The organism is Pseudanabaena sp. FACHB-2040, assembly GCF_014696715.1.
Classification (GTDB): Bacteria; Cyanobacteriota; Cyanobacteriia; order Phormidesmidales; family Phormidesmidaceae; genus JACVSF01.
In genome coordinates this window covers 180,801-204,077 of sequence record NZ_JACJQO010000013.1, presented here as the reverse complement: position 1 = coordinate 204,077, position 23,277 = coordinate 180,801, and the positions used below count along the sequence as shown (strand labels likewise).

Here is a 23,277-nt window from a genome sequence, read left to right as displayed (position 1 = left end):
TCTGACAGTAGCGATTCAGGCTGTTTTCCGAATGATTGGGCTGGGGGCATTGCGGGTTGATACAAAGGCTCATTGCTAGCGGTAGAGTGCTTCCCTGTACTCAAGTGTTCCACGCTCCGGAGCCTATCTTGCCATTCGTAACAATGACTCTACTTGTGCAGGGCGCTGAACTCTAAGAGCAGCCATCTCAGCGACGGCCTAGATTGAGTCAGCAGCTAGCTTGCTTGAGGCGGCTGGGTCTGAGCTACCCCAATAGCAGCGACCATTACCAGCAAAACAGCAGCCGTCATCCGCAGTGTCAGCACTTCACCAAGCACCAGAAGGCTAATGAGGGATGCGATCGCAGGCTCTAAACTGAGCAGCACCCCAAAAAAGTTCAGCGGCATGCGACGCAGGGCAGAGAGTTCTAGGGAGTAGGGCAGAGCCGAAGACAGCATCGAGACGGCAAATCCTAAGAGCAATAGCTTGGGCTGCAGCAGGGTCAGCCCATCGGCGGCAGCGCCCAGGGGCAGCAGCACAACAGCCCCAATACCCATGGCCAGAGCCAGCCCATCGCCTCCCTGAAACACCTGCCCCACTCTAGCTGAGAAGAGTATGTATGCGCCCCAGCCCAGCCCAGCCAGCAGCGCTAACAGCACCCCCACCGGATCGAGCGTCGATCCTTCCACCGGAGCCAGCAGGGCAATGCCGGCTGCCGCAAAGCCAACCCAAACCATATCCAGGCGTTGCCGGGAATGAATCAACGCCACCGCCAAAGGCCCCGAAAATTCTAGGGCAACGGCAACCCCGGTAGGAATGCGAGCGATCGCATAGTAAAACATCGCATTCATCGCCGCCAGAGACAGCCCAAACAGCAGCAGCAGCCCATAGTCACGGGCAGCATGGCCACGCCAGCGGGGCCGCCACAGCAGCAGCAGCACCAAAGCCGCAAACCCTACCCGCAGACTCACCATGCCCATTGGACTTGCGATCGCAAATAGACCCTTGGCAATGGCCGCTCCCAACTGAGTCGAGGCGATAGAGGTCATCACCAAGACAATGGGCGACGGCGTCAACTGAGTCTTTGGAACCAACACAAAAGCCCCCTTCAAGCAAAAATTCCCTGGCTTTGACTGTATCCTCCGTTTTGCCAATCGCCCTAACCATAAGGCAGATAGATTTGCATGAATAAATTTGATAGATGGACTAGCTTGAATTGGTAATAAGGGTCATAAATCCGGTTGCAGGTAGGGAAATTGCACCCGACGCCCAGAGGTGGACTCTGTAATATTGGCAAATAAGATTGGCAAAAATAAGCTCCCTACCTTCCCCCTATGACAGCCCTACCTCAGCTAGCGCTCGCCCTGCCCGAGTTATCCCACCAGTTAACCGACGTTTTTTCGCAATTTCCCCATCAGGTCTCCCAACTTGTCCACGCCTTTGGAGATTGGTACGCCCAGGCAGGTCACGCTGTCGCCAGTGCGCTTTCCCAGTTTTCAACGGCGTTTACCAATGCTGTGGTGTGGCAGTCAGTGCTCTACTGGGTGCTGATTTTGGTCATGCTGGTGGGCGTGGCTGGGGCCTTTATCCCGGCACTACCAGGGATCACGCTGATCGTAGCTGCGATCACAGTTTGGGGTTTCGTTACGGGCTTTACAGGCCTTTGGCTGGCTTTGGGGGTTGCGATCGCAGCCCTGATTCTGGGTATTGTGGCCGATTATTTGGCGGGCATTATTGGGGCGCAGCGGGTCGGGGCCAGCAACTGGGGTCAGATTGGGGCTGTTGTAGGCATGCTGGTGGGGTTATTTGGGTTTTTGCCGGCCCTACCGATCGGTGGCCCCATCTTGGGGCTGGTCTTTGGTACGGTGCTGGGAGCTTTTATCGGCGAGTTTCTGTATCGGCGAGAACTGCCGTTCTCAAAGCGTACTCAGCAGTCTTTTAAGGTAGGCATTGCTATTGTGGTGGGCAACCTGGTGGGTAACCTGCTTCAGGGGCTGCTCGCTATTTTCACCATTGTTGTTTTTATCGTTACAACCTGGTCTCGCCTCTACGGGGGCTAGGGTTTCGGTAGTTGGAAGGGAAGAAGCAGGAGCGGGAGACACGGGGAGCAGAGAGCTTTGGTGCTTGTGTCTCCCTTTTTAATAGGTTTCTTGCGGTGGGGCATCTCCTGCCGATGGCGACTGTAGGCGTAGTTAGAAGGCGGCCGAGCAGCACATTTTCGGGAGTATCAAATTTCCTTTTTGAAAAGTTAAAGATGGCGTCGCTTCCTTAAGGTAAGTAGAGCTAAGGCTTAAACAGGGCGCTGAGCCCAAACAGTCATATTTGTAGGCTCATCATTTAATTCCAAAATTTACGCCAAACGTATTAGGTACTTATGTACCTCCGTCTTTCCACGGAGATTTCCTAGCTTTGCAGCTGTAACTATTTATCTCAATTTTATAAAACCCTCTGTAAGAGACTTTTGTTAGGGGTATTCGTTAAAGCCAACAGTGCACTTTTCGTGATCTTTCGGATCACAAAAAAAGCTAGTTTGTTTCCATGCAAGTCAAAGAGATTTAAGGGGGTTTCACCCCCCTGCTAAGAATTTTTACTGTTCGCTATGTTTAATTTGATCAAGCTTTTGGCGCTGGTTTCCAGGATCGTCAGAAACACGAGCAGATCGAAGGCGAAATAGCATAAAAGCTATCTCTAATTTCATCAAACTGCTGTTCTGGCACAAAAAGTTTGATTTTTTTGATTTAGGACTTCAATCATTAAATCCAACTTTTTAAGCCCTGCAGATAGCCCTGCATAAACCGCTCCGGCTTCTGTTTTCTGTCTCCCTGCTGCTAAACCTAAAGAACTTTTTCAGCCGCAGGTATCAAACCGCTCAACTGCTTCTCTCTCTTCCATCAGGTGTGGTCAAATGTCAAGGGATGCTCTAGTAGTCGGCGTTAATGCCTACCAAAAACTGCCAAGTCTCAATGCTCCTGCTCAAGATGCAGAAGCGATTGCTCGCTGTTTAGAAAGCCTGGGTGAGTTCCGGGTGTACCGGATGCCGGAAACGATCCAGGGTGGAAAACCTGCGATCGCAAAAAGCGCCGGAATCACAACGCGAATGCTAGAAGAGTCGCTGATCCGTCTCTTCAAACCGACCGGCAAGAACGTCCCTCAAACGGCTGTTTTCTACTACTCAGGCCACGGTCTTCAACGCAATGTGGGCATTCGCGAGGGCTATCTAGCCACCAGCGATGCCGACCCCAATTCCGGCAATTTTGGCGTATCTCTGTTCTGGCTGCGGCGACTGCTGCAGGAAAGCCCGGTGCGCCAGCGCATCCTCTGGCTAGACTGCTGCCATAGCGGTGAACTGCTGAACTTCCTAGAAGCCGATCCGGGTGCGAACGACGGTACCGACCGTCTGTTCATGGCCGCTTCTCGCGAGTACGAACCTGCCTACGAAGCCCTCGAAGGCTCGCACAGCGTCTTTACCAAAGCCCTGCTATCGGGGCTCAACCCCTACAAATCTAGAGGCGGTATCGTCAACGGCCACCACCTGACCGAAGTGGTCAGCAGCGAGCTGAAGGGCGAAATCCAGCAGCCCCTGTTTGAAAGCTCAGGCAGCGATATTGTCTTGACTCGCGCTTCGGGAACCCCTGCCGCCGTCCCCGCTGCTGCCACCACCACGCTAGATCGGCTAAAGCACCTAAGCTACAGCTTTTGCCCCTTTCGAGGTCTAAACCCCTTTGAAGAAGCCCATGCTGGACATTTCTTTGGCCGCGAGAAAATTACCAGCCAGCTTGCTCGCTACGTTGAGCGTTCATCGTTTTGTGCCGTGGTTGGAGCATCTGGCATCGGCAAAACATCTCTGCTAAAAGCGGGGCTCATTCCCCAACTGCGCCAGTCTCAATCAGCTTCAGGAGAAGTGGTTTGGGACATTCGCCAAATCACGCCTGACCTCAACCCTCTGCAGAGCCTAGCTGAAGCCTTCATTGAACCCAATGCTGAAGGTATCGAGCGGGCCGATCAGCTGCGTCGAGCAGAGAGCTTTTTGCAGGCAGGCGGGCCTGGCCTAGCCCAGCTAGTTCGAGCAACCCTCAACGACAGCCAGACCAACCACCCCTCCAAACGGCTGCTGCTAGTAATCGACCAGTTTGAGCGAGTCTTACCCGCTCAGGTGAGTCGGACTGAAGCTGACCCGGAGAAAAACAGCGCCGCGCGATCGCAGTTTATCCACTGCTTGAGCGAAGTTCTAAAAGACGGCAGCCTACCGCTCCATATCGTGATCGCGCTGCGCTCAGACCAGATCGAGAGCTTGCGCCCCTATCCTGATTTCTATGCCCGCGTCACTGAGCACTACTTGACCGTGTCGCCTATGGCCTATGAGCAGGTCAAAGCTGCCGTAGTCAAACCGCTGGAGAAAGTCGGCCTGCGCTACGATCCCAACTTGATCTATACACTCATGCTGGATGTGGTCAGTGCCCCCGGTGAACTGCCCCTGCTACAGCTAGCACTGCAGGAACTCTGGCGGCGGCGCGAAAAAGACCCCAGCGGCCAAGCCGCCCCCAAACTCACTCTAGAAGCTTACGCAGAGCTAGGGGGTGTCCGTAACCTGCTCAACCAGCGGGCTACCCAGTTCTTTGAGAGCCTAACAGAGGCGGAGCAAAAGGTCGCCCAGCGAATTTTCCTGAGCCTGTGTGAGCTGGGTGAAGGGACCGAAGACAGCCGCCGCCGAGCCTGTCTGAGCGAGCTCATGACAACCGCCTTTTCCGATGTGCTGGTCGTTCAAACTCTGTCTAAGCTGGTCGAGGCCCATCTGGTTGTCGTCAACCACGAAACCATTCCCTCAAGCAGCAACCTTGATGGCGTGGCTTTGCCAGAAGCGACCTGGACTACACCTAAGTTTCTGAAGCAGGACAGTTCCCGAGTTATTGCCAGCTTGCTCAAGCGCACCCAGGCCCCTGTCGCCGAAACCAGCAGGCCAGTGCCAACTCTAGACATTGTGCACGAGTCCCTAATTCGCTCCTGGCCCCTGCTCCGGCAATGGCTAGAGGAAAACCGCCACATCATTTGGCTACAGCGCCGCCTAGAAGCCGCCGCTACCGAGTGGCAGCAACACGGCTACCCAACCCACCCCGAATATCTGCTGACCGGCAGCCGCCTACGAGATGCCGATGAGTTTCAGAAAACTCAGGGACACTGGCTGTCGTCCCTAGCGCAGCAGTACCTCGTCACCAGCCAGCGAGAAGACCGTAAACGGCAGTGGAAGCGCCATGCCATGCAGTGCTTGATTCCGGCCTCAGTGGTCTTGGGCATGCTATCTGCCTACGGCCAATACAGAGTGGGCGAGTATCTGACAAACAGCGCTGCCGACACCCAAGCTAAAGCGGCTTTACAGGCTCAACCTGGCGACGGGGCCGCTCCCCTGGTTAAATCATCTGCCCTCGGTTCTCTACCTGGCTTTGCTGGCTCTAATCAAACAGGCTCAGGCGAAATAGCAAAAGCCCTAGCAGACTCGGCCTCAACGCCTACTCCTAAGGCTCTACGGTCATTTCTGACCGACCTCAGAGTTGCCCCCACGGCCCTTTTGGCTGCCGTCCAAACGCAGATCGCTCAGAGGTCTGCAATGGCTGCTACCGCCGCCCCCGGTTTTGCCCTAGCCCTCCCCTATATGGCTGCCAGCATTCCGGCGAACAGCTCGGCGTTGCCTGGAGGGACTGCGCTGCCACCATCAATGTCTCAGCCTGTCATCGTAGTCTGGTGCACTCAAACAGAAACAGCCCCAGTCTGCACGACGACGGTTCCTCAGTAGCACTGCAGTCGCAGCCCCAATTTTCAAGGCCGCGATCTATGCTGGTGGGCAGAGCGTTCGCTGAATTACCGGGCTATGCAAATCCTGTCTGTTACCCTGAAGAACTTCAAGACCCATCGCGATCGCTACTTTGAATTTCAGCCCGGCACCAACGCCATTTGTGGAGAAAACGGAGCAGGTAAAACTAGCCTCTTAGAAGCCATTGCTTGGGCTCTGTTTAACCACCAGGGTGACTATGCCAAGGAAGACTTAATCCGCAACGGCAGCAGCAGCGCCCAGGTAACCGTGGCCTTTATCTCCAGCCGCGATCAGCGCACCTACGAAGTGCAGCGCTGCACCCAGCGAGGCTACACCCTTTACGATCCCCAGCTCAACGAACGGTTGCCCTATACCCGTATTAAAGATGAAGTGCTGCCTTGGCTGCGGCAGCACTTGGGCGTTGGCCCCGGCACTGACTTGGCCCAGCTCTTTGCTCGCACCATTGGCGTGCCCCAGGGCACCTTTACCGCCGATTTTTTGCAAACTGCTGAAAACCGCAAAACCGTCTTCGACGCCATTCTCAAAGTAGAAGAGTATAAAGCGGCCTATAAACAGATGAATAGCCTGCGGCGCTATGCTGAGAATCAGGTTGAGTCCGTCAAACAAGAGATTGCTCAGTACGAAGAAGCCTTACAGGCGCTGCCTGACCTGCAGGCCAGACAGCAGGCAGTCGCGCAGGAAATTCAGGCGAATCAGGCTCAGCTGCAGGCTTTAGAACTGGCGCTAGCAGATCTGCAGGAACAGCGAGGCAGGCTGCAGGCCGAGGCCCAAAAGCTGCAGGCGCTCTCAAGTCAGCTGCAAACTCTGGGCAGCCAAATCGAGGGCAAAACCCAAGTCAGTGCTCGCCTGAGGCAGTCCTTGGAGCAGGCCAAGCAGGCCACAGCAATCTGTGAGGCCAACCAGGCGGCCTATGAGCAGTACCAAGCGGCCGAAGCTCAGCTACAGGCCCTGAGTAAACAGCAGCAGGCGCGGCAAACGCTACAGACACAGCTACGAGCAGTGCAGAAGCAGGCCGAGAAAAAGCAGGCCGTTCTGACCCGGCTGCAGGTGCAGCTAGAGTCTCTAGACAGCACGGCACAAGAACTCACCCGGCTGCAGCCCCTAGCCCAAGAACAGTCTCAGCTAGAGCAACAGCTCAGCGAAGTTCAGCAGCAGCTTCAGGCGCTTCACCCAATCAGCCTACAGCTGCAACATCTGCAGCAGCAGAGCCAGCAAAGCCAGCAGCAAGCCGCTACGCTAGAGACAGCGCTGGGTAGGCTGCAGCGCCTGAAGCCACTAGTCGAAGAAATTGCAGAACTAGAGCAGCAGTGCGATCGCATCCAGCAGCAGCTCAGCCGCTTAGAGGCCGCCCGCCAGTTTGAGCAAGAACTGCAGACCCTGGTCACCAACAGCCAAACCGACATTGGCCAGTACAAAACCCAGGCAGACGAAGCGCTGCAAACACTAGCTTCGCTGCAGGCTACTACTCCGGTGCTGTCTGCTACTGCTGTTACTGCCTTAAAAAGCGCCATTGAGTCAGGGGTTGCCCTCAACCACACTCTGGTGAGCCAGGTAGAAGAGATTTTGCAAGATTTGGCTAGCCAGACCGATGCCAGCACCCTCCGCCAGCGGCTGCAGGATTCCCGCAAAGCGGTGGAGCAGCGGTACCAGTACCGGGGTGAATTGGCTCAGCTGCCAGTCCAGCAGCAGCAGTTGGTCGTGCTCAAGACTCAACAGCAGCAGTGGCAGACAGAGCAACAAACCCTCCAGACCCGGCTACAGGCAGGTGCCCCGCTACAGGAAGAGCAGCGCACCCTGAACCAGACGTTAGCAGCCTTGGGCAATCCGAAAGGGCAGTGCCATCTGCTCGAAAAATCCCTTCAAGATCGTTCTCAGCTACAGACAACCTACAACCAACAGAGCGCTGACCAGCAAGCCTGGCACCAGCAGATAGCCGATCTAGAGACTCAGCTAGAAGCCTTTGCTGACTTGGATCTGCAGGTCGCCCAACAGCAGACCATTAAGCAGACCCATTGGACCGGCCACTCGCTCTATCTACAGAATCAGCAGGCCGCTGAGCAGCAGCCCCAACTTTTAGCAGAACTGACAGCCACCGAGCAGACCATTGAGAGCCTAGAGCAGCAGCGATCGCACCTGCAGCAAGACTACACTGCTCAGCAAGCCTTGTTTGATCCGGCGGCGCTAGCAGCAATTGAGGGCCAGTATGGGGAAATGCGATCGCAGGCCGATCGCCTCAGCGGCAGCCTGCCTCAGCAGCAAAAACTGCTGGCCGAGCTGGAGCAGCAGCTAGCAGCCCTACAAGAGACGACCCAAAAACGAAACCGGGCCGAGCAGGAGCGCTTGAGGCGCGATCGCATCAAGCGATTTGTGAATTTTGCCCGCAATGCTTACAAAGAAGCCGGTCCCCGCATCAGCGAGTGCTACGTCCAGAGCATTTCTCGGGAAGCTGACCGACTGTTTCGGGAGCTGCTAAATCGCCCCAACGTAGCCCTAGAGTGGACCCGCGATTATGAGATTCTGGTGCAGGAAGGCCCCGATCGCCGCCGCTTTATTAACCTATCGGGAGGTGAGCAGATGTGCGCCGCTCTGGCTGTGCGGTTAGCTCTCCTGAAGGTGCTGGCCGACATCGATATTGCTTTCTTTGACGAACCCACCACCAACATGGACCGCCCTCGCAGAGAAAGTCTGGCCGAGGCCATCTCCCGCATCAAATCCTTCCGTCAGCTCTTCGTTATCAGCCATGACGACACCTTTGAAAAGGTTACCGAAAACGTCATTTTGATAGAACGAGAGAGTTGAAGCGAGAGGGCCAAAAAAAACCCAGCAAAGTGCTGGGAGCTTGGATAACATTCAGCTGGATTACATTCGGCTCGAGAACCTGTTGCAAGCTTGAGGAGCAAGGAATCCTATTGCTCTGGGGTATCTGCAGAACGTACCCGTTTTGGCCTCAAGATTCACTCTTTTAAGAAGAGTAACAGTTCTATTACAATCTGTAAAGCAAAATTGACAGATTCCCCTACTGATGCGTGTCCACTTGCAAGGCCAATTCCCCTCTACCCTCTGCCTTCCCACCTTCTACCCTCTACCTTAATGACTCACCACCCCGACGCTTTGAAACATAACTAGAGACAAAAAGAAGTCAACGACAAATAGAGCTACCCAAGTAGTAACGACAGCGGAGGTAGCCGAACGGCCTACGCTGCGGCTGCAGGTTGTAGTCAACCCCCAGGTGCATCCCGCTAGCGCTATCATCGCGCCGAAGATGACCGATTTCAGGAGCACAGTCGTGAGATCGGTGAGGACTAGAAGCGATCGCACCGAGTCGAGAAATAGCGATGGGCTAACGTCGTAAAGCTGGTGCGCTACGGCAACGCCGCCGCCAATACCCATGACCAATCCCAGCACAGTTAGCACCGGCAGCATAGTACAGCAGGCAACAACTCTGGGCACCACCAGGTAATCTACCGGATCTGTTCTCAAGACTTTGAGAGCATCGATCTGGTCAGTAACCTTCATACAGCCGATCTCGGCAGCAAAGGCAGACCCGACCTGCCCAGCCAGAATAGCAGCAGTCAAAATTGGCGCTAGCTCACGGCAAAAGGCCAAGGCAAAGGCTCCGCCCAAGGCGTGCAGGCTGCCAAAGCGAACCAGTTCACGAGCCGTTTGAATCGTGAAAATCATGCCTGCAAACAGATTGGTCATCAGGACTGGCATAAGAGACTCGGGGCCAGCAGCAACCATCTGTTCTAGAGCGTGCTGACGGTTGATGCGTCCCTGCAAGATGCGCATGAGCACCTGACCTCCCAGAAACAGGGCCATCATGGCGTGGTAGGGAAAGGACTTTTGCGGCAGCGGCGCTGCGGGTGGACTGCTCGCAGCCATCCGTTGATAAAGCGGCTTTGAGGCAGCAGCAGGGCGCTTAGCCCAGTTCGATTTGTCGAAGACCTTGACCATAACAATCCAAACCTGGGCAGAAAGGGCACCTGCAAGATTGACGAAGCGGTGGGCGGAGACAGCCGTCAGGAGCGCGCTAAATCAACTGTTTTAACAGTCGATGGAGTCTCCCCTTCAGCGTTCCAAAAGGATGGCATGGTTTAACAGTCCTGACAATTGTTAACCCTGACAGCTTCCTACCTGATTTAGAATTACAGCCCTCAATGCAGCGCTTCAGCCCGGTTAGACAATCGATTAGAGAGTAGACAATCTGCAGTTTTAAACCCAGCTCAACATATTTCAGATTGTTAAGGGTGGGAACCTATGCTTTCGTCAATCGATATAGTACACTTGTACCAAAGACGGTCGTGTCACCTCTGCCTTCTTCCTAAAGTTCAAGGTTTCTGTACCCATGAGCAAACCTGAGATGGACCTGCAAGCAATTCGGGAGAAGCTGCTCTACCAACGGCAGCAATACGGCCCCTCTGCGGCGGAAGAAGCGCCTGTGGATTGGTCTTACTCCCGGCCTCAGCCCAGTATTCCGGCGACGCCCAGCCCAGCTACCCCTTCTCCACAACTGGTTAACGCGGTAGAAACCCTGCAGCAGCGCTCGACTCAGGGCACTGCAGGGCAACCTCCCCTAGCTCCGGATACGGCTGGCTGGAGCCCCGATCTGGTGGCTCAAATTAGCATTCACCAGCAGCGTCTGCAGGCCATTGTGGAGCAGATTAACGATCTCTCAGACCGCCAGGAACGAGCCATGCTGGAAATGAAGACTGTGGCTGAACGGCTGGACCTAGAGCAGCGCCGCCAGCAGCGCTATGAGGCCCAGACTGGCTTGGCCCAATCTCTTCCCTTAGTTGTTAGTTATGAAGAGGCCATTGTGGCTGCCGCCGAGCAGGACGACCAGGGCAATATCGTGTTGACTTATCGCACGGCGGATCTGCATCAGGCGGATCGCGAGGCCACTCGTCTGGCGCAAACCTTGCGCGATCGCAACCGGCCCCGCTTCAAGTCACCTCAGCCGTCTTTCAATGAGCCGGGTCTGTCTACTCTGCTGGCTGAACCGCTAGATGCTCTCAGCGGACTCTGGCAGTGGGCCTGCGATCTAGCTCCAGCCATCCTGAGTCAGAACAAGGCTCCGGCTTCACCTACCCGCCCGCAGCGATCCTCCTTCACCCTGCTAGATGGCGTTATTTGGTTTGGCGGTGGGGTGATTGGTCGGCTAGCCCTAAACCTGGTTCTAGCGGCGTACCCCGGTCTGTGGTCCCTGGCAGTCGCGGCCGTGACCGGTATGACTGCCTATGCGCTCTACCGGGCAACCTTAGCTCCCCGCCTAGAATTCGGCCTTGCTTACCGGGTCTTACTGGCCGTTAGCGGTCTGATTGTTGGGGGGAGACTTTTCTGATTTTGAAGCTTTCCTAGGGTTGCTAACAACCCTCACTCAACCTTAAGTCCAGCTTAAACACTGGCTCAAACACTTTGTTCAAACACTTTCTTGGAAGGAGAAAAGCGTATGGTATCTGTTCGTCACCCTGCTCCTAGCGCTCCCGGCGCTCCAGTCAAACCCCTCCTGGCAGGCGGTCTGATTTTTGCGGTGCTGGGACTGATGTTTGATTTTCAAGGGATGCGAAGCCTGATGACGCCAGCTCAAAAGGTTCATGCTGGAGAGTGCGAGGCCATTGTCCAAACCGAAGCCCAATTGAGCCGAGAACAGCTAGCCCAGCTGCTAATCATCCCAGAGCGAGACACGAAGGAGCGGGTACGGCAGATCGTTTCTGAACCTTACTGCAGGTTGCCTGAGCTGAACGTCAGATCGGGCGTGGTGGCTGAACGGGAAGCTTACCCGCTAGCCTTTGACCCGTCGACGCAGCTAGTCATTCTCTACGAAAACAACGAGTACGCCGGCTATCGATTCAGCTTCGAATAGGGTGCTATGAGGGTTCTACAGTGGCTCAAACCAGTCTTCTCCTATCTTCGCAGCCGCCAGCGCCGCTGGGTTCTGTCTCCCCAAGCGACTGGCCTGGGGCTACTTTGGGGTTTGGTAGTCACTGTTGGTGGCTGTCGCTCTGCCTCTGTTCCTGCCCCGCGCCAAGTCATGCTGCAGCAGTCTTGGGAGCTAGAGCCTGGAGATGTGGTTGGAGGTTACTTAGTAACGGCCAGTCTGGGAGACATTTCTATTTACCTCAAGGGCCATCGCCTGCGTGCCCCTTTTTCGGGGGACATTGAACCAGCGGCGGCGGGAGTTAACTGCATTTACTTCTCAACGCCCGAAATTCCGGCCTACCTGTTTCGCTTTTGTGGACTGCGCCGCCCCCACCTAGGGCCAATCACCCTCGGTGAGGTCATGGGTTCGGGGGAGTACGTTCACTTCGCCACCCTACGACGCCAGCCAGACGGCACCTGGGCGATTGTTGAACCCTCCAGCAATGTTTTAGAACGGGCTTTGCAGTCTCGCTGACGGCTAGCCTCTTTACTTCCCATCCCCTTTCTTCACGCCCTTAACCGCCTTTAACGTTATGAGACGGCCTCCTTTTTTGCTGGCAATCAGCGCCTTTCTGACCCTGCTCGGCCAATCGGTAGCCCGCGCCGAAGAGGTTGCCCTGACCTTTGATCTGCCGGAGGCTCGCCCAGCCCAGCCAGCCCCAGTCCCAATCGCTAGCCCAGAACTGACCCCAGCCATCGCCAGCAGCGTTGCGACCGATGGCATTTTGCCGCTACCAGTGCCGGCAGCGGCGACCAACCCACCTATTTCCGGTGCTGGGACCGGTTCCCTACCCAGCGGTACCTATGGGGGGGGAGATGCGATCGCATTAGCCGACCCAGCCAACTCCGCTGCCAGCTTATTGCCACCACCGCCGCCCCTGCCCGAAACCCTGACTGCATCTGTTCCCCCAGCTGCCCCAACTCCGCCTGCTGAGGCCGAGCCAGTTGCGCCTGCGGTTTCGGCCGCCCCTGAAGTCATCGCCCTAGATTTTGGCATTGGCCCTAGTGAAGCCGAACTGGCCATCGCCACAGCCAAGGCAGAACCTGCCAAACCCGACATCACTTCATCAAAGCAGCCCCTTTTACCTTTGTTTGAAGGGGGCTCTAACTCCCTTGTCGCTAGGACTGTGGGCAGCGCCGAAGGGACACGCACAGCTGAGGGCCAGCGCACCTCAGCCTATTTTGGCCACGTCGATCCGGGGAACGGCGTTTGGAACCTGGGCACCTTCTCGTACCAGCACGGGGCAACCACCCCTGAAGAGGCCGATGTGCGGCAGCTGCAGCGGCTCCAGGCCCAAACAGCAGTCATTCAGCAAAAAGCCCTAGATCAAGGGCTAGAGCTCTCCCTTCAGGAAACTCTTAACGGCATTGATCTAGCCAATCAGGCTCCCCTAGCAGCTTTAGGCCCAGGCAGCTACATCGATTGGTTAACTCAAGCCCGCAAGCTGGGCCTATCGGGCGATGAAGCCATCGTCTGGGCTAGGACTCGTGCCTTTTTAGACCCTGACACCCAGCGATGGAATGCCCCCGGTCTGGGCAATAACGTTTACAGCATTAGCCGAGACCAGGAACGGCGAATGCTTGCCATTGCCCGTGCTCTAGATAACTATCAGGCCCAAAATCCTGCCCTGCCCCAGGAAGCTTTAACCGCCACCGCAACTGCCGCAGATCCATCTGCTCCGGCTGCTCCCACAGTTTCACAGGAAACAGAGGAAACTGTGGATGAGATCTTTCATCTGGACCTAGAACCCGCCGCTCAGCCTCAGCCCACCGCCTCAGGGTGGAGCATTGCTCCGGGTCTAAACTCCGCTGGCGAGACTGCCCCTGCTGAGCCAGTGGTCCCAGCTCCAGCGATGTCTGAAGCGAACCTCACTCCAACACCTCATGCTGAATCTGCTGCTGAGGCCGCAAGAGAGGGAGCACAAACCCTCGAAGCCGAAACGCTGCCAGCGGGTGCTGCTCCCTTAAACGCATCAGAAACTCCCATGCCCTTGCAGGCCCCACCGGCGGCAGACATTGTTGGAGCGACTCCCGAGACAGTGGTTCACCCACCGGTATCACAGGCCCCCGACCCGACTCTCCAGAGCGCAGCCCCGCTCATGAACCTGGCCGATCTCTTGTTTCAAATCAACCTTTAAGCCAGTACCCCAAACCCGCTTGGCGAAGACATCAACAGGTTTTAAAATTCTAAGCTAAAGTGGTACTGAGTATGGTTTAATTAAAAGCCGTGCTCAGACTCAGCTGAACAGTGCCTGCTCCGATTCTTCGCCCCCGAGAAATCCCTGCCGCTGTTCGTCACTGTGAAGGCGCTTCACCTATCCCAAGCTCTGATACTTTAGTAACACTCACTTTAGTAAGTCTGCTAGAGCCTGAACTAGGGCCCGAACTAGGGTAAGTACCTTCGCTTAATGTTCCTACCGGCTCGGAGTGTAAGACCCATGCAAGACAAGGCTGTTGTCACTAAGCCTATTCGTTCTCTCGATGACGCTATTGAGCGGTGCCAAACCTTGGGCATGCGTCTCAGTCGCCAGCGTCGCTACATTTTAGAACTGCTCTGGCAGGAGCAGGAGCACCTGTCTGCCCGCGAGATCTACGATCGCCTCAATCGTCAGGGCCGAGAAATTGGGCATACCTCGGTCTACCAAAACCTGGAAGCGCTTTCTGAACAGGGGGTTATCGAGTGCCTTGAGCGCTCCGATGGTCGCCTTTACGGACACATCAGCGACTCCCATAGCCACGTCAATTGTCTGGACTCGCAGCGCATCATCGATATCACTGTTGAGCTTCCAGAAGATCTGATCAGGCAAGTTGAAGCTCAAACGGGCATTAAAATTACTGATTACCGCATCGACTTCTTCGGTGTCCAGACCGCTGCCGATGAGACGAAGTAGTTAGCTTCTAAATGGTTTCTCCATGAGCTATCTATAGGGGCACAGCAGTGTGCCCCTATAGATAGCTCATGTGTCTGTCTCTCATTTGAAGACGTCTCTAGTAAAGAGATATAGGACTGTTCCAAAAACCACCGCTGCGATCGCTAAGTCCATTGATTGTGCCTCCGCTACAGCTAAGCCCCGACAGCTGATTGCCCTGTCTATCCTAAGCTGCCCTAATTTGTAGGCTACATCAACGAATTTGTTCAAAGATTCCTCTAGTTGGAAGCCTTTTTGAGGATTTCGCTCACCAAAATGGGGGATTCTTTAATGATCCGGACTGCTGCTGGGGCTGTTTGTAGTCTATAGAATGAGCTTTTGGCAACTTTTCTGAGCGATGGCTGTCTTGCTTTAAGGGGACATTGATTAATTGTGTTTCGTAGCCAAAACTTAAAGCCTAGATCACCTGTTTCTTGGGTTAACTGCGATCTGTAGCTGAGATTGCGGTACACGTCTCTGTGAAGATCTCTATGAAAAACATTTGAGATGCGTGACCGCTAGATCTATCTCTCACTAAACAATATTTCTCACTAAACAAACTGAAGCATGAAGTTGAACCGTTTTTTTTCAGCAGGACTGTTGGGGGCGTGTCTAGCATCTGTTGCTTTACCCGCTCTGGCCCGACCTCAAATTGCTAGTGGCGATCGGCTTTTGAACACAGACCCTCAAGGGTGCCTGTCTCGGGCTGACCGCTTTATTGACAGCCTGGATGTGGAAACCGATAGCGGTGAGATTGACCGAACCGGCTATTTCGAGGACGGCACTTTCCGTATTCTCTGCTATGGCACAGGTGCAGAGAGCATGGTGATTGTATTTGCTACTCACACCGATTCGGTAGATGTGGCTACCAGTTTTGTGCAGCTAGCCCTAGAGGAGCTATCTCGCAACTAGAGCTGACGAAACCGCTGCCGATCCCTGGCGTCTCTAGAAATCGTGGCTGAGAATGGCGTCTCCGCGCCGATAAATCTCCTGGGCGTATTCGGTCCAGGTGCCCTGTCCCCAGTAGCGGAAGCAGCTGGTCTGCAGCAGCAGGCTGTGGATCAGGGCATTGGTGTAGCGGTACTGCCGCTCCAGCGGGTCGCTAGGGGAATGCTCGACCTGCTGCATGGTTTGGTGGAAGCGGGCACTCAGGCGTTCCATTGGCCCGAGCACGTTGGTGTAGCCAGTCACCCAGCTTCTGTCGCTGGTCCAAGAGCCCCCTTCCATATGAAAGGCGGGCTCTTGCCGCTGTAGAGCTGCGATCGCACTCTCCACAGTCTCGTTTGAGTTTGCTTCTAGATGCTGCCAGAGCCGGTGCTGCCCAATCGGCTGACACTGGGGCCAGTCGGCGGATTGACACCCGGCAGCAGCGAGCAGTTCCAAATACTCTGTCCCATTAAAGCCAACGGTGCCAACTCGACCACTGCCCTGCTGCCGCGTCTCATGCCAGGCCCGCTTAAAGGCGCTGGGAAACTCGTTCATCATGACACCGCCGTTTTCGCCGTCGCTGATTTGAGTGACCAGGGGCGGCACCGCCACATTACCTAGAGAAACCTGGCTTAAGGTCTTGGCTTCGGCAAAGGGCTGCATCTGGCCTACCAGCTTTGTGTCTGACCCCTGAGTTTTAATCAGGGCGGTCATTTCTAGTACCTCGCCTTGAGAATTGCGGGCAACCAGGCGGTGGGGCAGGTGAGGCGTTTTCAGCGGCTCTCCGGTTAGGGCTTCGACGGTGTGCTCCTGCACCAGCAGCCAGCGGTAGCCACACGCCTGCAGCGCCTCGATAAAGGCATACAGCACGTCGGGATGGTTGGGCAAATGCATTTCCGGCGGTGAGAACCCACGCACCCGTGCCAATGCCTCTAGACCGAAGAGGGCCGCAAACTGGTGCTGCCAGGCCCGGATGTGAAGCTTTAGATCAGGAATGGGGGTGGAAGGCACCACCGCATGCCCCCAAAAGGTACCCAACCACTCTACATAGGGCTGGTAAGTTGGCTCTGTGGTGATCCGCCGCAGCTTGCCCAAGATATCTTGCCGCCCCATCTGCTGCAAACCCCACAGCAGGGTGCCGGAATAGTCGAGCATGACCCTTGGGTTACAGCCCTGCTCTACCAACTCAGGGATGAAGTCGCCAATGCGGGCATAGCAGTAGGCAAAGGGACCGGCGTTGTGGTTGTCCCCTTCATAGGGGTGCTCAAACATGTACTGCAGATGGTTGATCAGTTCGCCCTTGGCTCCGGCAGGAATGGTCGGCTGGTGCATGTGCAGTGCGATCGCAAAGCCAGCCGAAATATCTTGCAGCCTGAGGTTAGTACGCGGGAGAAAAACAGCGTCATTGCGGCTCATCACCGCATCGATTTCAGCGTCCCATCCCGACAGTACAGGCAAATCTTTTTGCAAGATAGGAATGCCATCAGCTAGCGCAAGAGCCTCTGCAGGCATAACGTTCTCCCTAGACGCAAGATCCAAAAACTTAGGGCGTTTAGCCCTTCTCTTAGTCTCGCACCGAAGCCGTCACTTGAAACCTGCCTATAGGCAAGATAAATTTCCGTTAACCCCGCCAACTGTTTTACCCGGGAGAACTCAGCACAAACCTATCCCCAACCTTCCCAAACCCCTTTACCTTCTGCCTTCTGCCCTTTGCTTCAACCTAAACCAACTCCACCCCAAGCTCATCTTGCAACCAATTAATCACCTGCTGGCGCTCGCCCTCTGTTAAATAAAACTGGCCAGTGCGGCGCAAACGCTCGTTGATATCTTCTAGGTCTGCCAGGGTAAATAGGTCTGCCGTCACACCAATGCTGCAGAGAATGTCGTCTAATCCCTGCTGATCGAGATCGGCATAGCGATAGCGGGCAATTTGTTTGCCCAGCTTCTCAAAATTGTAGTGATCGGGGGCCAAACGCCGCTTCTTATCTTCTGGAATGGCTTCACCTGCCGCAATTTTGGCATAGTCGGTGTCCAGCAGATTAAGGCGGACAATTTTGGGGTCTTGACTTGCAGACAAACCGCATCCTCCCGTCGTTCTCATAGCCTATCAGAGGTAAATTTCTGATCAATTTACTGGTCCGACAGGGTGCCTAGGCATTCAGAGCATCCAGAATAGGCTAGTTTTCTAGCTCACCGTTGTTCTATACAGTATTTTTTAGCAACTTTTCTAGTAATGGTCCGGTCAACGGGCATGTCAGAGCTGTTTTTATGCCCATCAGTAGAGTGCTGACCCGCCCGCTGTCCTCCTTTCGATAACTTCCAATAAATCCTTTCAAGCAACCCTTTTAATAAATTTATGTGGAATCGATCTTTAGGGCTGATCCTGTTTACTGTTCTGCTATCAGGCGCAGGCGCGGGCGCAGGGACGCTGGGGAACTGGGTCCGGTGTGCCGCGCCAGCCTGGGCTTTTGATTTTCAGAGCTTTGGCACAAACGGCAGCTCTGGGCGCAGCGGCAGGGATGGCCAGGATGGGCGTGCAGGCACCAGTCAATCCGTGACAGCCGACGGCAGGCCCATCAACCTCAATTTGGCTGGCGACGACGGGTCAGACGGAGAGTCGGGCGAGCGCGGCGGTCAGCCTAGCTGTGGCTTTCAGCCTAGAGATGTGCGCTACAACCTGGAGGCGGCCAGCGGCGGCAGCGGCGGCAGTGGTGGGCGAGGTGGCAATGGCGGCGAGGGGGGCTCGCTCCTGGTTTACTATGCTGACCCAAACGCACTGCGGCAAATTTCGGTGGATGCACGCGGTGGACGAGCAGGTCGAGGGGGCACTGGCGGCCAAGGGGTGGCGGGGTGTTGGTGCGATCGCAACAACTGGTCCGTTCGCACCTGCACTGGCACACCGGGCACACCCGACTACAGCTGCAGCGACGAGTACTTTTCCTGCCGTCCGGGCCGCTCCGGCAGCAACGGCAGCTTTGGCCAAAATGGCCAAGATGGCTCGCCGGGGCAGCTGCGGATTGTCAACCAGCTTGAGCCCCTGCCACCAGAGGTGCCCTCACTAACGCGCCCCTTAGCAGATCTGGTCAGTCAACCGGTGCAGCTGTCTAAAAACCTCTGGGATGTGAGAACCGGAGCTGCCGCGCTGTTGGCTCCTGGCTCGGTTGTTAGGGACGAATACTTAGCCTACCGGGACCGGATCGAAGGCGCGGTGCAGGTTGATTGGCAGGCCCCGCGATCAATAGCGACGTTTGCCACCACAGGTGTAACCGCAGAAATTAGTGAGGCAGGAGAATTAGGACTAGCTTTCTCAGAAGAGGTCTGGATTGCCGCAGAACCCTTCCAAGCCGACAACGTGACCACCTTTACCGTGACAGCGGCAGTGCTGGCTAGTGACGCTACTCGGCTAGCCTGGGGCACCTCCCAAGGGACAGGCCGGGATTTGTCGCTGAGCGTAGTCGATTTGGGCCAGGAATCAGCCTACCTCAACACCCAGTTTTGGCTCACCCTCAGAACCAGCACCGACGATCCCCGTGACAGCCGCCGCCCCCGCTACACCGTACGCTACGACGACTGGGTACCCGAGGAACTGGTCACCCGCGAGGGCGATCGCTTTGTGGTCGACGTGGGCAGACTGCCCATCAGCCTGCAGGCACTTCGCAGCGGCACCCTGGCCCAAGTAGAGCTAAGAGCAGTCCGGTCGCTGGCAGACAATTCAGCGGAGCAGACCCTGTCCTGGCAAGGCAACCTGTAGCAGCCTGCCAAAACTAAAGGTGGCATTGACCTTGGGTTCAATATCGGCCAATAAGAATAGCCCTCAACCAGCATTCAACTCCCAAGGTCAGCCCCTTCTCCCAGGACTCTAACCTTGTACTCCTGCTCGGTCATCAGGTCAGCCGTGCTCTCAACTCGATCCAAGAAGACCTTGCCTTCCAGGTGATCGTATTCGTGCTGAAAAATGCGGGCGACAAAATCTGTCCAGACAACTCGCTTCACCGCACCGCATCGGTCTAAGTACTCGACTTCAATCTCCCGATAGCGCGGCACCAGTCCTCGCACGCCGGGGATGCTGAGGCAGCCCTCCCAGCCCTTAACCGTTTCCCCAGAGTGAGCAATGAGCCGGGGGTTGATTAAGGCAGTCGGCTCCATGACCGGGGCCTGGGGATACCGAGGATTGGGCCGAGAAGCCACAATCAGTAATCGCAAAGATTGCGCCACTTGAGGCGCAGCAATGCCAACTCCGTTGGCAGCCTGAACCGTCAACAAGAGGTCGTCAATCAGCTGCTGCACCTGGGTATCGGCAATTGCCTCAACGGGCTGAGCCAATTGCCTCAGGGTAGGATTGCCAAGCTGGATAATCGGGCGTTCGGTTGACATGGCGACTGGGCTGAGCGATTGTCCCCATCCTAGCGTTGAGTCTGGGCATGGAGCGAGGCGGGGCTGATGTTGACGGTAACTGACTGACCGCCTCGGTTGACCACCACCGGCATGGGCTGGCCAATCGTGCTCTCTTGCACAATCTGCTGCACGGCTTCGGCCGTGGTGACAGCGCGCCCACCCAATTGCTGGATCACGTCTCCAGGCCGGATTCCAGCTCTAGTGGCGGGAGAGTTGGGCAAAATCCCCAGCACAACAACACCCTGGCTGGCCTGCACCCGAATGTTGCTGCGGCGATCGCTGTTCAAAATGTTTCTGAGTTCTGGCGTTAGGGTACGCATTTGCAGACCGAGGTAAGGATGCTCTGCATAGCCTTTGGCAATCAGCTCATCGGCAATCTGGCGGGCGGTTTCGATGGGAATGGCAAATCCTAAACCTTGGGCTCCGCCAATGATGGCCGTGTTCATGCCGATCACTTCGCCGCGCTCATTGAGCAGAGGACCACCGGAGTTGCCGGGGTTGATGGCAGCATCGGTCTGAATGAAGTTAACTCGCTTGTCGGGCACCCGAATCTGGGCGCTGCTGCGCCCCGTAGCGCTGATAATGCCTGCGGTAACAGTATTGTCTAGGCCGAGTGGGTTGCCAATTGCGATCGCCCATTCCCCTGGTCTCAGGGTTTCGGAGTTGCCCAGGGAAACCGTTGGCAGGCCAGTTGCCTCGACTCGGATGACGGCCACATCGGTCACTGGATCCTCGCCTACGACCTCACCGCGAAACTCGCGGCCATCGCGTAGGGTGACGATGACCTGATCGGCTCCCTGTACCACGTGGGCATTGGTCAAAATGGTGCCACTGCCGCTGATGATAAAGCCCGAGCCGGTGCCCCGCTCAACCCGTGTGGAGGGCGGCCCGGCCATACCAAAGTCGCCAAAAAATTCTCGAAAGAAGGGGTCGTTGAAAATGTTGGGGGTTTGCCGTACCACGGTGCGGGCGGCATCAATTCGCACCACCGCAGGCCCAACCCGCTCAACGGCATCAGCAATAAAATTAGTCCCTTGACCCGTTAGCAGCCGCCCAGTACCTTGGCTCAGCAGAATGGGGGCTTCTAGGCTTGCTCTAGCAGGCGTGGGCTGAGCCGCTACGACAGCCCCAGTACTGGCCAACGCTAACATTGCGCCGGTCATCAGCTGCCGCCAGCGGTGCCTTCTCGGCATCGCAGAACGGGAACGGGATAGGGTGCGATCGCAGTGTGACATCTTTCAGCTCCTTCCTCCAACTGCACATCAAACTCAAGACAAATATCAAGATATGTCAGGAAACTGTAGCGAGATCTCTCAGGATCGAAGGGACTCTCTACTTACCCTGAAAATGTCCCATCAAAACACTGAATCCCTTACACAGCCGTAGGTGGGCAGCTTCGCTAAGACTGTCCATCCACCTCACGAGACATTTCCCTTTCTGTCTCCCTGACCTTAAGATGACTAAGGGAGTTCCAGCTCATTGGAGCTGTCGCAGAAGCAACATCTTGGCGGATGTGCTGACAGCTTGCGCTATGGCAGAGTCGGCTAGAGCGTTACCCTAAGCGAGCTACCGGAACAGAACAAGATCACTGACCCTCTGGATTGGGAGAAACACAGTTGTTATACGCTACATACGGTATCAATCCCTGATCTCCAGAGGTATATCTAGTACTCTAGTAAGTCCGGGGCATTCTGGAGACTAATATTAGCGCCAGTCCTCTGTCGGGATTTAGCTAAGGGCGCAAAGCGGGATTGTGGGGCTACTCATTTCGGAGGTTTGCTGTGGAGAAGGCTTTGGATGAGCTCTGGAAAGAGGTACTTGACCGATTACAGACACAGCTCAGCCGCCCAACCTTTGAAACCTGGATCAAGCCCGCTCGGGCTCAATCCCTCAACGAGCACGAGCTAGTCATTTCTACGCCCAACCCCTTCGCCCGCAACTGGTTGCAGAAGCACTATGTTGACACGATTGCCAATGTCGTCAACGAGATTTTAGGACAAACCATCACCATTCAGGTCATCGTTGGCAGCGATGCCAGCGATAGCAGCGACGGCGCTGGATCCGCTGCTGCCATTGACGTCACCTGGCCCAGCCCGGCCTCGCTACCGCGCCAGAGCGATACCTCTCCCCCCAAGCAGCTGCATCGCCGCTACAACGAACTCAATCCCAAAGCCGTTTTTTCCCGGTTTGTGGTGGGCTCAAATAACCGCATGGCCCATGCTGCTTCCCTGGCTGTAGCCGAATCGCCGGGCCGCGAATTTAATCCCCTCTTTCTCTGTGGCGGGGTCGGGTTGGGCAAAACCCACCTGATGCAGGCCATTGGACACTATCGACTAGAAATTGATGATTGCGCTCGAGTGTCTTATGTCTCTACCGAGCAATTCACGAACGATCTCATCACTGCTATCCGCAAAGACAGTATGCAGACTTTCCGGGAGCACTACCGGGAAGTCGATGTGCTGCTGGTAGACGACATTCAGTTCATTGAAGGCAAGGAATACACTCAAGAGGAGTTTTTCCACACCTTCAATACGCTTCACGAGGCCGGTAAACAGATTGTGCTGGCGTCTGATCGACCTCCTAAGCAAATCCCTCGCCTGCAGGAACGGCTGTGCTCTCGCTTTTCGATGGGCCTAATTGCTGATATTCAGTCGCCTGACTTTGAAACTCGCATGGCCATTCTTCAAAAGAAAGCGGAATACGAGAATGTGCGCATTCCCCGCGAAGCCATTGAATACATTGCTTCGGTCTACACCACCAATATTCGGGAATTGGAGGGGGCGCTGATTCGCTCTATTGCCTACACCTCTATCTCTGGTCTACCCATGACCGTAGAGAACCTAATGCCAGTCCTCAATCCCCCAGCGGAGAAATTTGATGCTTCGCCCAGCTCAGTGATTGGGGCTGTTTCAGAGGCGTTCAGCATTTCTGTTGAAGATCTAAAAAGCAGTTCCCGGCGGCGGGAGATCAGTTTAGCTCGTCAGGTTGGCATGTATTTGATGCGCCAGCTTACCGATCTGAGCTTGCCCAAAATTGGTGAAGAGTTTGGCGGCAAAGACCATACAACCGTGATGTATAGCTGTGACAAAATCGCCCAGGTGATCAAGCGAGATATTAGCCTGGCTCAGACCATTCGGCAGATTAGCGATCGCATTAACCTATCCAATCAGCCTCGCTAGCGCTGGGGCCCCCTCCCTCGAAACTGACAGAGAAAAAAAGACCGGTTCTAGGCCGGTCTTTTTTGGTTTATTCGCATCTGCTCAGCCTCAATAGAGTTGAGAGAGATTGCCAAAATATTAAATTTTCCTTAAGACGCCTTTC

17 protein-coding genes are annotated in these 23,277 nt (G+C 55.5%); 11 read left to right on the top strand and 6 right to left on the bottom strand.

The annotated features are described in order from the left end of the window. Positions 1 to 215: 215 nt before the first annotated feature. Positions 216 to 1,076, bottom strand: coding sequence for an EamA family transporter (locus H6G13_RS16665; protein WP_347277495.1), 861 nt, complete (start codon positions 1,074 to 1,076; stop codon positions 216 to 218). A 237-nt stretch (positions 1,077 to 1,313) separates the two neighbouring features. On the opposite strand from H6G13_RS16665, the gene H6G13_RS16660 reads away from it, so the two are divergent. The 3 genes from H6G13_RS16660 to H6G13_RS16650 all read left to right on the top strand — a co-directional run bounded on the left by H6G13_RS16660 (position 1,314) and on the right by H6G13_RS16650 (position 8,605). Beyond that, positions 1,314 to 2,039, top strand: a complete 726-nt coding sequence (locus H6G13_RS16660) for a DUF456 family protein (protein WP_242028370.1) — start codon at positions 1,314 to 1,316, stop codon at positions 2,037 to 2,039. Positions 2,040 to 2,884: 845 nt separating this feature from the next. Next, on the top strand, positions 2,885 to 5,767 hold the full coding sequence (locus H6G13_RS16655; protein ID WP_190484729.1) for a caspase family protein: 2,883 nt from the start codon (positions 2,885 to 2,887) through the stop codon (positions 5,765 to 5,767). A 75-nt stretch (positions 5,768 to 5,842) separates the two neighbouring features. Further along, positions 5,843 to 8,605: an SMC family ATPase gene (locus H6G13_RS16650; protein WP_190484726.1), complete on the top strand. Its 2,763-nt coding sequence runs from the start codon at positions 5,843 to 5,845 to the stop codon at positions 8,603 to 8,605. A gap of 288 nt (positions 8,606 to 8,893) precedes the next feature. Here H6G13_RS16650 and H6G13_RS16645 read toward each other — a convergent pair whose 3' ends face one another. After that, positions 8,894 to 9,625: an MlaE family lipid ABC transporter permease subunit gene (locus H6G13_RS16645; protein ID WP_190484935.1), complete on the bottom strand. Its 732-nt coding sequence runs from the start codon at positions 9,623 to 9,625 to the stop codon at positions 8,894 to 8,896. Positions 9,626 to 10,151: 526 nt separating this feature from the next. Here H6G13_RS16645 and H6G13_RS16640 point away from each other — a divergent pair. From H6G13_RS16640 to H6G13_RS16615, 6 genes are all read left to right on the top strand, one after another. Then, the gene (locus tag H6G13_RS16640) at positions 10,152 to 11,147 is read left to right on the top strand and encodes a hypothetical protein (protein WP_190484724.1); all 996 of its coding nucleotides are present in this window, start codon (positions 10,152 to 10,154) and stop codon (positions 11,145 to 11,147) included. A gap of 108 nt (positions 11,148 to 11,255) precedes the next feature. Next, positions 11,256 to 11,669 carry a hypothetical protein gene (locus tag H6G13_RS16635; RefSeq protein WP_190484722.1) on the top strand — a complete coding sequence of 138 codons (414 nt, stop codon included), beginning with the start codon at positions 11,256 to 11,258 and terminating at the stop codon, positions 11,667 to 11,669. Between the two features lie 6 nt (positions 11,670 to 11,675). Then, on the top strand, positions 11,676 to 12,200 hold the full coding sequence (locus H6G13_RS16630) for a hypothetical protein (RefSeq protein WP_242028369.1): 525 nt from the start codon (positions 11,676 to 11,678) through the stop codon (positions 12,198 to 12,200). A gap of 58 nt (positions 12,201 to 12,258) precedes the next feature. Beyond that, entirely contained in the window at positions 12,259 to 13,863 is a 1,605-nt protein-coding gene (locus H6G13_RS16625; protein WP_190484720.1) for a hypothetical protein, read from the top strand. A gap of 300 nt (positions 13,864 to 14,163) precedes the next feature. Continuing rightward, a complete protein-coding gene (locus H6G13_RS16620; protein ID WP_190484718.1) occupies positions 14,164 to 14,616 on the top strand; it encodes a Fur family transcriptional regulator in 453 nt (150 codons plus the stop codon). 585 nt (positions 14,617 to 15,201) lie between these two features. Continuing rightward, on the top strand, positions 15,202 to 15,546 hold the full coding sequence (locus H6G13_RS16615; protein WP_190484716.1) for a hypothetical protein: 345 nt from the start codon (positions 15,202 to 15,204) through the stop codon (positions 15,544 to 15,546). A 33-nt stretch (positions 15,547 to 15,579) separates the two neighbouring features. Here H6G13_RS16615 and H6G13_RS16610 read toward each other — a convergent pair whose 3' ends face one another. Together H6G13_RS16610 and H6G13_RS16605 are read right to left on the bottom strand one after the other, a co-directional pair. Continuing rightward, entirely contained in the window at positions 15,580 to 17,073 is a 1,494-nt protein-coding gene (locus tag H6G13_RS16610) for a glycosyl hydrolase family 57 (RefSeq protein ID WP_190484714.1), read from the bottom strand. Between the two features lie 208 nt (positions 17,074 to 17,281). Beyond that, positions 17,282 to 17,638 (bottom strand): hypothetical protein, encoded by a 357-nt coding sequence (locus tag H6G13_RS16605; RefSeq protein ID WP_242028368.1) that lies wholly within the window; start codon positions 17,636 to 17,638, stop codon positions 17,282 to 17,284. A 279-nt stretch (positions 17,639 to 17,917) separates the two neighbouring features. Between H6G13_RS16605 and H6G13_RS16600 the strand changes: the two genes are divergently transcribed. After that, positions 17,918 to 19,312 (top strand): collagen-like protein, encoded by a 1,395-nt coding sequence (locus tag H6G13_RS16600; protein ID WP_190484709.1) that lies wholly within the window; start codon positions 17,918 to 17,920, stop codon positions 19,310 to 19,312. Between the two features lie 74 nt (positions 19,313 to 19,386). On the opposite strand, the gene def is transcribed toward H6G13_RS16600, so the two are convergent. Continuing rightward, positions 19,387 to 19,935, bottom strand: coding sequence for a peptide deformylase (def, locus tag H6G13_RS16595; RefSeq protein WP_190484708.1), 549 nt, complete (start codon positions 19,933 to 19,935; stop codon positions 19,387 to 19,389). A gap of 29 nt (positions 19,936 to 19,964) precedes the next feature. Further along, positions 19,965 to 21,191 carry an HhoA/HhoB/HtrA family serine endopeptidase gene (locus tag H6G13_RS16590; RefSeq protein ID WP_242028367.1) on the bottom strand — a complete coding sequence of 409 codons (1,227 nt, stop codon included), beginning with the start codon at positions 21,189 to 21,191 and terminating at the stop codon, positions 19,965 to 19,967. Between the two features lie 546 nt (positions 21,192 to 21,737). On the opposite strand from H6G13_RS16590, the gene dnaA reads away from it, so the two are divergent. Next, positions 21,738 to 23,135 (top strand): chromosomal replication initiator protein DnaA, encoded by a 1,398-nt coding sequence (dnaA, locus tag H6G13_RS16585; RefSeq protein WP_190484706.1) that lies wholly within the window; start codon positions 21,738 to 21,740, stop codon positions 23,133 to 23,135. Positions 23,136 to 23,277 lie beyond the last annotated feature (142 nt).

What these genes read in the sequence shown, in the direction of transcription:
- H6G13_RS16600 (WP_190484709.1), top strand. Translation starts at nt 17,918, where the DNA reads ATGTGGAATCGATCTTTAGGGCTGATCCTGTTTACTGTTCTGCTATCA.
- H6G13_RS16630 (WP_242028369.1), top strand. Translation starts at nt 11,676, where the DNA reads ATGAGGGTTCTACAGTGGCTCAAACCAGTCTTCTCCTATCTTCGCAGC.
- H6G13_RS16640 (WP_190484724.1), top strand. Translation starts at nt 10,152, where the DNA reads ATGAGCAAACCTGAGATGGACCTGCAAGCAATTCGGGAGAAGCTGCTC.
- H6G13_RS16635 (WP_190484722.1), top strand. Translation starts at nt 11,256, where the DNA reads ATGGTATCTGTTCGTCACCCTGCTCCTAGCGCTCCCGGCGCTCCAGTC.
- H6G13_RS16625 (WP_190484720.1), top strand. Translation starts at nt 12,259, where the DNA reads ATGAGACGGCCTCCTTTTTTGCTGGCAATCAGCGCCTTTCTGACCCTG.
- H6G13_RS16590 (WP_242028367.1), bottom strand. Translation starts at nt 21,191, where the DNA reads ATGTCACACTGCGATCGCACCCTATCCCGTTCCCGTTCTGCGATGCCG.
- H6G13_RS16650 (WP_190484726.1), top strand. Translation starts at nt 5,843, where the DNA reads ATGCAAATCCTGTCTGTTACCCTGAAGAACTTCAAGACCCATCGCGAT.
- H6G13_RS16655 (WP_190484729.1), top strand. Translation starts at nt 2,885, where the DNA reads ATGTCAAGGGATGCTCTAGTAGTCGGCGTTAATGCCTACCAAAAACTG.
- H6G13_RS16660 (WP_242028370.1), top strand. Translation starts at nt 1,314, where the DNA reads ATGACAGCCCTACCTCAGCTAGCGCTCGCCCTGCCCGAGTTATCCCAC.
- H6G13_RS16610 (WP_190484714.1), bottom strand. Translation starts at nt 17,073, where the DNA reads ATGCCTGCAGAGGCTCTTGCGCTAGCTGATGGCATTCCTATCTTGCAA.
- H6G13_RS16645 (WP_190484935.1), bottom strand. Translation starts at nt 9,625, where the DNA reads ATGGCCCTGTTTCTGGGAGGTCAGGTGCTCATGCGCATCTTGCAGGGA.
- def (WP_190484708.1), bottom strand. Translation starts at nt 19,935, where the DNA reads ATGTCAACCGAACGCCCGATTATCCAGCTTGGCAATCCTACCCTGAGG.
- H6G13_RS16615 (WP_190484716.1), top strand. Translation starts at nt 15,202, where the DNA reads ATGAAGTTGAACCGTTTTTTTTCAGCAGGACTGTTGGGGGCGTGTCTA.
- H6G13_RS16620 (WP_190484718.1), top strand. Translation starts at nt 14,164, where the DNA reads ATGCAAGACAAGGCTGTTGTCACTAAGCCTATTCGTTCTCTCGATGAC.